Consider the following 10907-nt stretch of genomic DNA (forward strand, 5'->3'; position numbering starts at 1 on the left):
GTTACCAACGTTGGCGCAGCGATCAATGAATTGGACAAAGGCTGGAATCTCCAAAGCAATGGTGCTGACAGCGGTGCAATCAAAGCGGGTGATACGGTTGATATCGGTGTGGTTGATGTAGCAGACACCAACTTAACTGCGACCAAGACAGGCAACAATGTTGCATTTGCACTTAGCCAAGACTTGAACTTGAACAGTGTGACCACAGGTAACACGGTGATCAACAACGCGGGTGTGACCGCAGACAAAGTGACGGTTGGCAATGTGGTGATTGATAAGACCACGAACCAAATCAGTGGTGTTGAAGCCGGTACCAATAGCAAAGATGCAGTGAACAAAGGCCAATTAGATGCATTGGCAGCAGAACAAGCAGCCAGCGACAATGCGGCAGTGAAGTATGATGATGCAGCGGTTAAAGACACCGTGACTTTAGCGGGTGTTGGTGGTACCACACTGACCAATGTGAAAGCAGGTGATGTATCAGCAACTTCAACCGATGCGGTGAATGGCAGTCAATTGTTCACGACCAACCAACAGGTTGATCAAAACACCACGAACATTGCGGCCAATACCAGCAATATCGCAACCAATACAGCGAACATTGCAACCAATACGGGTGACATCACAACCTTAAAAGGTGGTTTTAACCTACAAACGAATGGTGCTGACAGCGGTGCAATCAAAGCAGGTGACACGGTTGATATCGGTGTGGTTGATGTAGCAGACACCAACTTAACTGCGACCAAGACAGGCAACAATGTTGCATTTGCACTTAGCCAAGACTTGAGCTTGAACAGCGTGATGACTAATCAGCTTGCTATTGGCAGCGTTGTTGTCGATAAAGCAACGAATACGATCACTGGTTTAAGCAATAAGGATTTGAATGGGCCTGATTTTGCTACTCAAGGCAGAGCTGCGACTGAAGAGCAATTGAACCAAGTAATCACTAAAAATATCACTGAAGTTGTAGATGGTAATGGAAACAAGGTCAATATTATTGATCAGGTTGTGAATACTCAACCTGACAATAAGAACCAAGATTCATTGTTCTTAACCTATGATAAGCAAGGTCAAGAGACAACTGATCGTCTAACGATTGCTCAGACTGTTCAGAAGATGAATACTGATGGTATTAAATTTTTCCATACCAATGCAGATACATCCGAAGGTGATATCGGTACAACAAATGACTCAAGTGCAGGTGGGGTAAATTCAACAGCGATTGGTGTAAATGCAATCATTGCAACAGGTGCTGATAGCTCAGTTGCCTTAGGTCATAACACTAAAGTTGAAGGTGAACAATCAATTGCAATTGGTTATGGCGCTGAAGCATTAGGTAAACAATCAATCAGTATTGGTACAGGTAACAAGGTTAAAGGTAATCATTCAGGTGCTATTGGTGATCCAACAATTGTTGATGGCGATAACAGTTATTCTGTGGGTAACAATAACCAAGTCCTTACTGATGACACGTTTGTTCTAGGAAATAACGTTACTCAAACCGTTACTGGTTCTGTGGTATTAGGAACTGGTTCAGCAGCAACAACAGGTGCTGGAGTGGCAGGCTATGCATTATCTGCTGCTACTGGTGCTGATAAAGCTGCAATAACCAAAACAACATCAACAACTGGTGCAGTTGCAGTGGGCGATGCTACAAATGGTATTTATCGTCAAATTACTGGTGTTGCAGCGGGGACTGCGGATGCTGATGCAGTGAACGTTGCACAATTGAAAGCAGTTGGAAATCAAGTTGTAACTACACAAACATCACTTGTGAATAGTCTTGGTGGCAATGCAACGGTGAATGTTGACGGCACAATTACAGGTCCAACCTATAATGTTGCACAAGGTACTCAGTCGAATGTTGGAGATGCTTTAGATGCATTAGACAAAGCAATAGGTTCAGCTGCAACTACGTCTAAAACAACAGTATCGAATGGTGAAAATATTGTTGTAAACAAATCAAAAAATGCAGATGGTTCTGATAACTATGAAGTATCAACTGCAAAAGATTTAACGGTAGATTCTATTAAAGCAGGTGATACTGTTTTAAATAGCGCTGGAATTAGCATTGGTAATAATTCTGTAGTGTTAAATAATACAGGGTTAATTATTCATGATGGTCCAAGTGTAACAATAGATGGAATCAATGCAGGTGGTAAAAAAATTATCAATGTTGCAGCTGGTACAAATGCCACTGATGCAGTAAATAAAGGTCAGTTAGACAGTGCGATTAGCAATGTGAATAACAATGTTAATGAACTTGCTAATAATGCTGTTAAATATGACGACGCATCGAAAGACAAAATCACATTAGGCGGTGCAGGTGGTACAACCATTACCAACGTTAAAGCAGGTGATGTATCAGCGACATCAACTGATGCGGTGAATGGCAGTCAACTGTGGGATGTTCAACAACAAGTGAACCAGAACACTGATGATATTCAAGACATCCAAACCAATATTAGCAACATCAACAATGGTAAGTCTGGCTTAGTTCAACAACAAACACCAAATGGTGAAATCACTGTTGGTAAAGATACTGGTGGTACTAAAGTCAATATGGCTGGTACGGAGGGTGATCGTGTTGTAACAGGTGTTAAAGATGGGGCAATCAGTGCGACATCTAAAGATGCTGTAAATGGTTCACAATTGAATGTGACAAACAACAAAGTTGTTGAATTCTTAGGTGGTGGTGCAGGTTATGACAATATAACCAACAGCTTCACAAATCCAACTTATACAGTAGGTGATACAACACATAATAATGTTGGTGGTGCGATTGATGCATTGAATCAGGCTGACCAAGCATTGGGTACTAAAATCGACAATGTAAGTAATCGTCTTGAACAAGCATTCTATTCAACAAATCAACGTATTGATAATGTTGAGAAAAGAGCGAATGCAGGTATCGCTGCTGCAATGGCGTTAGAATCAGCACCATATGTTGCTGGTAAATACACATATGCGGCAGGTGCTTCTTATCATGGTGGTGAAAATGCAGTTGGCGTAACTTTACGTAAGACTGCGGATAATGGACGCTGGTCAATTACAGGTGGTGTAGCCGCTGCGTCACAAGGTGATCCAAGTGTACGTATCGGTATCAGTGGCGTGATTGACTAAGGATTAGTTGTTAAGGAGAACCTTGAATCATAAGGTTCTCCACTACCAATAGATAAAGAGAGTTCAAATATGAAAAACATGATAAAAGCATTCGTTATAGGGCTTGTCGCTAGTCTTGCTGTTTCTGCATCTGCAGAAGAACAGATTATTGTTCAGCAAGAAGAAATCAAATTTCCAGCAGTGGAGAACAGCTATTTAAAACAAGTGAAGCGTTACGAATACGATAACGTTGCGCGTTTAGATGCAGGCCTAACCAAGGATCAAATCCGTCATTTGTTGGGTAATCCACAATTTAGTGAAGGCGTATTTTTTGTTAAGACGTGGAACTATGTTTTAGATATCCGCCAACCTAATAGCCAAGAGTATTTACGTTGTCAATTACGTGTTGATTTTGATAAAAAATCATTATCAGAACGATTATCGTGGAAAGGAGAGGCGTGTGAAGGCTTAATGGCTTGGGGAGCGAATAATCAAGTTCCAGCTAATGTAAATTTAAATAATTCACGTTCTAGCAGCGTATTCTTTGCCTTTGACCGTTCTAATGCCAATGCAATTGAACAAGGTTCAAGTTCAATAGAGGCAATCGCTCAACGGATCCAACAAACGCCATCAAATAGCCCAATTATTGTTGCAGGATTTGCAGATCCATTGGGTAAATTTGCTTATAATCATCAGTTATCCGCACAACGTGCAAATACTGTTGCTAAATTATTGGTGAATGCAGGGATTGATGCAAATCGTATTCAAATTCAAGCAAATAGCCAAACAGATTTATACCAACAGTGCGCTGGCAATAAAGCCAATACTCGACTAGTTGGTTGTTTGGCACCGAATCGACGTGTTAACGTTAGTTGGTAATGAATGTTCAATAAAAAATGGCTACTTTAAAGTAGCCATTTTTTTGCGCGTAGAATAATGACATGACAAAACGGTTGTAACACTACCTAGTCAAGCTCTTAAGCTGCTTAATCAAACCATCCAACTTTTGGGGCACGGATCAGTCTATGTGTGATTTAGTTTTAAAAATTCAGGTTAACTCTGCCAATACAATTAAATATTGAACAATAAAGTATTAAATTAAGCGGTATTTTTTGCAAAAATATAATTTTATGTGAACTGTCCTACAAAAAATACATTATTGATCGATAAATAATCTAAAATGCCCGCTAAGAACTAACATGTCTAGATGTCGCTTTTATGAATGACATACAGTTGTTTATTGCAAATTGTTTAATAGTTCCTTTGCAATATAAATGGCTGCTGGCTTGCTAGTAATATGCAGAATTTGTAGAACAGTTTTGAAGGGGAAAGCTATGTTGGAATCGAGAAATTTAATAGTCCTAGATCAAACGCTTGTCTTAACGAAAGAGGGCAAACATGATTTAGTGTATGAGAATGACACGTTGCTTAAAGTAAAAATGATTTCAAATCAGCATATTGTAGTAGAAGATGATCATCAGACCAGTTTCGTATTAAAGCAACAAGATGAAAATGTTGTTTGGTCTTTTTTCTAACGAATAAAAATAGTATCTCATGTTGTATATACGGATACTGATTCTATTCAAAATTTAAGTTGATTTCTTAAGCTCCATCAATATTGGACAGCAATCATTTTCTGCAGTTTTGCAGTCATCTAACCAAGTTGAAAGGCGTTGTTTGAGACCTTGTAATTCTTGAATCCGCTCATCAATCTTGCTTAAACGTTGCTCAATTACCTGACGAACTTGAATACGATCTTCTAAATTTAACGTCAGTAATTCTTTAATTTCATTGAGTTGTAAGCCTGCATCTTTGGCTTTCTGGATAAAACTCAATGTTTCCAAATCTTGTTGATGATAATAACGATAACTTTGGGTGCTTTCAGGTATTCGTATTAAACCAATACGTTGATAATACCGAATCGTCTCGACATTGATGTCACATGCCTTTGCTAGTTTACCAATGGTGAGATTCATTTTATGCTCCTAAAGAAATAGTCTATAAAAAGACTTGACTCTGTACCTAGGTACAGACTTTATCCTAAACCTATCGCGTAATAAAAGATAGGTCGAACCATGACTCAACATGAGACTTCATCATGCTGTTCCAAAGACAAGCAAGTTAAAAAAAATGCCAGTGACGATGCCAAAACTGAGCAAGCAAGTGAACCCGTTACGGCTTCATCATGTTGTGCGCCTAAGCCAACCGAACAAAAGAAAAGTTCATGCTGTGGCTCTAAAACTGAATCACAACCCATCAAAGCGGAAGTAAAAAAAACATCATCGTGCTGCGGTGGAGGACAGAGGCATCAACATCATATAGCCGCTGATGGTCAAACTGAAATTGATCCAGTCTGTGGTATGTCAGTCAAGACTACGACGGATTTAAAAACGAAATATGAAGGTAAAACTTACTATTTCTGTAATCCATCTTGCTTAGAAAAATTTAAAAATGATCCTGAGTTCTACTTAGTCCCTGTGGATCAACGCCCAGTACCCGAAGGGGCAATGGATATGGATTATACCTGCCCAATGGATCCTGAAATTGTACAAAAAGGTCCTGGTACTTGTCCGATCTGTGGTATGGCATTGGAGCCGATGCAACCAACTTTAGATGAAGGGCCAAATCCTGAACTGGTTGATTTTAGCAAGCGTTTTTGGACAACTTTACCTTTAAGCTTATTGGTGATGATTTTGGCGATGGGTTCACATATCCATGCCTTTATTTCACCGCATATTCAACCGTGGATTGAATTGGTTTTAAGTTTACCTGTGGTGTTATGGGCTGGTTATCCGATTTTACAACGCTGTTGGATCTCCTATAAAACAGGTCATCTCAATATGTGGAGTCTGATTGGTGTTGGTGTGCTCGCTGCATTTATTTATAGTGTGGTTGCAACGATATTCCCATCCGTGATTCCTGTTGAAGCCAAGACAGGACATGGCGTTGCTGTGTATTTTGAAGCAGCCTGTATGATTGTATCTTTAAGTTTACTTGGGCAGGTCCTTGAGCTAAAAGCACGCTCACAAACAGCTAATGCATTGAAAGCCTTACTACGCTTACAACCTGCCAAAGCCAAATTGGTGCAGCATGATCAGGTCGTGGATGTTGATATTGCGATGGTTAAACAAGGCGATATTTTGCAAATCTCCTCGGGTGAGCAAATTCCTTTAGATGGGGTTGTGGTTGATGGCAAAACCTATGTCGATGAATCCATGATGACTGGTGAGCCTGTTCCTGTGAAAAAGCAAAAAGATGATCAGGTGATTGGCGGAACGATTAATCAGCAAGGTTCTATCCGTATTCAAACCACTGCGGTAGGAACCAATACTACTTTAGCCAAAATGATTCAGACCGTAGCGGATGCACAGCGTTCAAAAGCACCGTTGCAACGTATCGCAGATGTCGTGGCGAAATACTTTGTAATCGCTGTGCTCACGATCAGTGTTTTGACCTTCATTGCATGGATGGTTTTTGGTCAAGCACAGTTTGATTTAGCCTTGATGTGTGCAGTTGCCGTTTTAATTATTGCTTGTCCATGTGCTTTAGGCTTGGCAACGCCGATGTCAGTGATGGCAACCACAGGTCGTGCAGCCCAGAAGGGTGTTTTATTTAAAGATGCCGAAGCCATTGAAGCTTTAAGTAAGGTCAATACCTTAATTATTGATAAAACAGGAACATTGACAGAAGGCAAGCCGAGTCTGAAAGAAATTCAGCCTTTATCAAAAACCTATACTCAAGCTCAAATTGAATTGTGGATTGCCTCGATTGAGCAATATTCAAGTCACCCCATTGCACAAACCTTGACGAAATTAGTTGATGCAAATCAGTTGCTCAATGTAGCTGATTTTGAAGATGTGACTGGTTTTGGTGTCAAAGGTAATATTGATGGCAAAATGCTATACATTGGTAGCCAAAAATTGGTTGAGCAGCTAGATTTAACATTCAGCGAAGCTTTAACCAAAACGCTAGACCAAAAACGATCACAAGGCGATGTCATTAGTTTCCTAATGTCAGAACAGGAGCTGATTGCTTATGTTTCTATTCATGATGCGATTAAGCAAAATGCCAAAGCTGTGATTGATCAATTGCATGCCGATGGTGTTGAAGTGATTATGGCGACTGGTGATCATGAGAAAAATGCACAAATGGTGGCTGAACTTTTAGGGATCAAGCAGGTATATGGCAATCTTGATCCAAAGCAAAAGCTGGAGATTGTCAAACTGGCGCAAGCTCAAGGTAAGATCGTGGCAATGGCAGGGGATGGGATCAATGATGCACCTGCACTTGCACAGGCCAACGTTGGTATTGCAATGGGTACAGGCACTGATATTGCTAAACAAACTGCACAAGTGACTTTAGTCAAAGGCGATATGCAAGGGATTGGTCAAGCGCTGCATATGGCGAAACTTGGTGTGAGAAATATGAAGCAAAACCTTGCATTCTCCTTTGTTTATAATGGATTGGGTGTGCCAGTTGCAGCAGGAATATTCTTTCCATTGACTGGATTATTACTGACACCGATGTTTGCAGCAGTTGCGATGTCATTGAGTTCATTATCTGTGGTGGTGAATGCCTTGCGCTTAAATCGTTCTTAAGTTTTCTGTTTTGATTGTTGTAAATGAGCTGCTGTGTTTTAGGACTGGGCAGCTTTTTATTGGGTAATATGACTATATTGCCCAAAGCTAAAACAATTGGGTCAATTTTATTTGTTTGTGATTTGCTTAGTCTGAAATGATAATTCACAGGAGTGAAAAAATGTTTGTGCAACAAAAACAAAAATTGCAATACAACACGTTGATTGGAGCTTTATCACTTGCATCTACATTGGCTGCTTCATTATTCTTATCACCTATTTTACATGCAGCACCAAATGAGAAACTTGATCTCACGTTGTCACCGCATTCGCAAAATAAAATCAAAGCTTTACTCAACGATCCCAAGATTTGGCAACAGATCCCCAAACAAGTGACTTTATGTGTGTATTCGCCAAATGGTGAGCATGGCGAAGCATTTCAACAAGCCACCAGTTATATTAGTGAATTGCCCCGTATTGTACGAGTCGCCAAACAATATGGGGTTAATATGAATATTACCCGACCTTCTAATTTGCAGCTCAAAATTGATTTTGATTATCCAAAATTAAAACAAACTGCCTCTACGATGGTGACGTTAAAAGTCTATACCAATGAGAGCGTATTAACCGAAGATTTCCGTAGTAAACGTTGTGATGGTGCAGGTATTAGCAATCTAAGAGCAAGACAGTTCAATCCATTTGTGGGAAGTGTTGATGCAATAGGTGCACTGCAAAGTTATAAACAACTCACCTCAGTGATTCAGTTGCTCGCTCATCCTAAGTTTGATGAAAAAATGGTGAATAAGGACTATGAGGTGGTTGGTATCGTGCCTCTTGGTGCCGCATATATTATGGTCAGTGATCGAAATATCAATACTTTAGCAAAAGCGGCTGGACGAAAAATCGCAGTATTCTCATTTGATCCAACGCAAAAAAAATTAGCTCAAAATGTGGGGGCACAGGCTATTTCAGTAGATTTAGCGACTGTAGGACCTAAATTTAATAATAAAGAAGTGGAAATCATAGCGGGACCTGCGATTTTGTTTGATCCACTTGAGCTACATAAAGGCATGACAGATAAATCAGGAAAAATTGCAGGTGGGATTATCCGCTTTCCAGTGGTACAGGTGACAGGTACTTTGATTATGCATCGGAATAAATTCCCAGCAGGGATGGGGCCGATTGCACGAGAAATGATCTCTAAACAGTTGCAACCTGCATTTGATTTTGTCGATAAAATTGAAAAAGATATCCCTGAAAAATACTGGATGGATATTCCTGAAAGTGAGAAACCAGGCTATATGCGACTGATGCGAGAAGCACGTATTCAAATGACCAAAGAAGGTTATTATGATAAAGACATGATGAAGTTACTGAAACAAGTCCGTTGTTCGCAGCAGCCGACGCATTATGAATGTGCATTGAAGGATGAGTGATTTTTATAGTCAGACAATGCCTAAAATTCTGCGAAAAGAGTAGAGATTATTTATATATAAAATTTTATTCGCGAGCAGTTAGCTCATACGATTAACAGTAATGTAAATGTTGGGATATGCCATAAAGCTTTCTGAGGAGAGTTTTATGGCATTTTATTTAAGTGGTTTAGAGATTACACCATTCTTTTAAAGCATGAAATTATAGCAAGACTAAGCCATCCAATGTTCAAACTAGATTCGTCAATCGCTATGATAAATTCAAGTAAAATAAGAGATTAGCCAGTTTATTAATTTGACATTTTTGACATCAATTTGTCTTCCTCTTCGGTCAATTTTTTTATAGCTCTTTCTCTCATACTTAAAATATCTTGATAAATTCAAGATGATGTTAACCCTTTCATTCGTTTTATTTTTGGTCAAATTTGTACTACAAAGCATGTTAGACATAAAGATATATGGGAGGGGGTAGCTGAAATATTGAGTAGAGTTTAATAGAGGTTCTGAAAATGTCACGATTATTCCCAAAACAAATTATTGCTCCAAAACCATTGCATGAGATGATTGACTATTCAGGAAAAAGAAATGGTCGGCCTTTTGATGTCGAAACGGAAACGCATACACCTCAAGGAAAATATACTTGTGTTCACTATGGTGTGATGATTCCTAATCTCCCTGAGCCCTTTAATTTTTTGAACCTTTTGACTGTGGTGGGGCAACCTCGAGTTAAAATTTTTCGAAATGAACATTTAATTAAAACTTCAAGTATTGATACAGCAAATGTATTAATTGGTACAGCTATAGGAACAAAAGACTATTTTAAGGGCTATAGTATCAAAAATGACTGTGCTTTAGTAAGTAATGGTTCTTCTTTATGTTTTGGTCGAGATTTAGTGTTAGAAGGCACTTATCCTAATTTTCATGCTTATCGTGAAGGGCATGAATTTAATTTTGATTTGAAAATCACTGCAACTGATAAAGTTGCAAACTTTGCTGAGTTAACTTTCGGTTTATATAATCATTGGGCTTTACTCTGTCAATATGAAGGTTATCTCGAATATCAAGGCAAGAAGACCCATGTCGAAGGTTTGTGTACCTATGAATATGCACGTGCAATAGATATCAACTTGCATATGAACTATTTTACGTATCATATTTTAAATATCGATGAGAAAACTCAGGTTCTTTTAGTTGAAGTACTTGGTCCATTGAATCTTGTCTTACAACGCCGTGTGTATATTCGTGCGATTGATGATCATGGAAGTATACATTCTGAAGATTTTAAATTAGAAGTTCATGAGTTTGAATCACAACGTTCTATAACACCTAATGGTTTATCGATGCGTTTACCTAGAACTTTTTCATGGAGTGTTAATGATGAAAAAGGAAAGCTTTTAATTTGTATTGATGGTCTAGCAAATGGCGATTTTAAGTATGGTATGGCTGGTGGTTATGCAGGAAGTTATCAATATAAAGGTACATTTCGAGGTCAAGCAGTAGAAGGTATAGGTTATATTGAATATCTTGATACGCGGACAAAGTAATCTAAATCATGCAACCTCAGCAAGCATTAATGAAGTATCAACAGATACTAATTTAATCATAAGCCTAATGTCTAAAGAATTGATCATAAAAGTTGCAGAAATGATTTATCTTATGAGAGATATTCTTTTATAAGGTAAATCATGAGTATTATTCTTGAACGGCTTTGTTGCACAAAGATTTGAAATGCAAAGCGCCCCTAATTGAGCCAAATTTAAGGCGTAACTTGGGTAAGTGGTCGACCTAATTCCGTA

7 protein-coding genes are annotated in these 10907 nt (G+C 38.9%); 6 read left to right on the forward strand and 1 reads right to left on the reverse strand.

Features of this window, described 5'->3' with window-relative positions; all coding sequences use genetic code 11:
- The 3 genes from MMP72_RS15535 to MMP72_RS15545 all read left to right on the forward strand — a co-directional run.
- A partial coding sequence (locus tag MMP72_RS15535) for a YadA-like family protein (RefSeq protein ID WP_347005587.1) occupies window positions 1-3123 on the forward strand: 3123 nt, incomplete at its 5' end.
- Between the two features lie 69 nt (window positions 3124-3192).
- Entirely contained in the window at window positions 3193-3981 is a 789-nt protein-coding gene (locus MMP72_RS15540) for an OmpA family protein (protein ID WP_241406175.1), read from the forward strand.
- A 455-nt stretch (window positions 3982-4436) separates the two neighbouring features.
- Window positions 4437-4637, forward strand: a complete 201-nt coding sequence (locus tag MMP72_RS15545; protein ID WP_241323578.1) for a hypothetical protein — start codon at window positions 4437-4439, stop codon at window positions 4635-4637.
- A 54-nt stretch (window positions 4638-4691) separates the two neighbouring features.
- On the opposite strand, the gene MMP72_RS15550 is transcribed toward MMP72_RS15545, so the two are convergent.
- Complete coding sequence (locus MMP72_RS15550; RefSeq protein WP_241406176.1) at window positions 4692-5078, reverse strand: MerR family transcriptional regulator; 387 nt, start codon at window positions 5076-5078, stop codon at window positions 4692-4694.
- 99 nt (window positions 5079-5177) lie between these two features.
- Between MMP72_RS15550 and MMP72_RS15555 the strand changes: the two genes are divergently transcribed.
- From MMP72_RS15555 to MMP72_RS15565, 3 genes are all read left to right on the forward strand, one after another.
- Window positions 5178-7700, forward strand: coding sequence for a heavy metal translocating P-type ATPase (locus MMP72_RS15555; protein WP_241406177.1), 2523 nt, complete (start codon window positions 5178-5180; stop codon window positions 7698-7700).
- Window positions 7701-7860: 160 nt separating this feature from the next.
- Window positions 7861-9114, forward strand: coding sequence for a putative solute-binding protein (locus tag MMP72_RS15560; protein ID WP_241406178.1), 1254 nt, complete (start codon window positions 7861-7863; stop codon window positions 9112-9114).
- A gap of 506 nt (window positions 9115-9620) precedes the next feature.
- Window positions 9621-10655 (forward strand): DUF6670 family protein, encoded by a 1035-nt coding sequence (locus tag MMP72_RS15565; RefSeq protein WP_241406179.1) that lies wholly within the window; start codon window positions 9621-9623, stop codon window positions 10653-10655.
- Window positions 10656-10907 lie beyond the last annotated feature (252 nt).

Source organism: Acinetobacter sp. NIPH 2699, from assembly GCF_022549355.1.
In the GTDB taxonomy this organism is placed as follows: Bacteria; Pseudomonadota; Gammaproteobacteria; order Pseudomonadales; family Moraxellaceae; genus Acinetobacter.

Excerpts from the sequence above, each read along its gene's own strand:
- MMP72_RS15540 (WP_241406175.1), top strand. The coding sequence starts at position 3,193 with ATGAAAAACATGATAAAAGCATTCGTTATAGGGCTTGTCGCTAGTCTT.
- MMP72_RS15545 (WP_241323578.1), top strand. The coding sequence starts at position 4,437 with ATGTTGGAATCGAGAAATTTAATAGTCCTAGATCAAACGCTTGTCTTA.
- MMP72_RS15550 (WP_241406176.1), bottom strand. The coding sequence starts at position 5,078 with ATGAATCTCACCATTGGTAAACTAGCAAAGGCATGTGACATCAATGTC.
- MMP72_RS15555 (WP_241406177.1), top strand. The coding sequence starts at position 5,178 with ATGACTCAACATGAGACTTCATCATGCTGTTCCAAAGACAAGCAAGTT.
- MMP72_RS15560 (WP_241406178.1), top strand. The coding sequence starts at position 7,861 with ATGTTTGTGCAACAAAAACAAAAATTGCAATACAACACGTTGATTGGA.
- MMP72_RS15565 (WP_241406179.1), top strand. The coding sequence starts at position 9,621 with ATGTCACGATTATTCCCAAAACAAATTATTGCTCCAAAACCATTGCAT.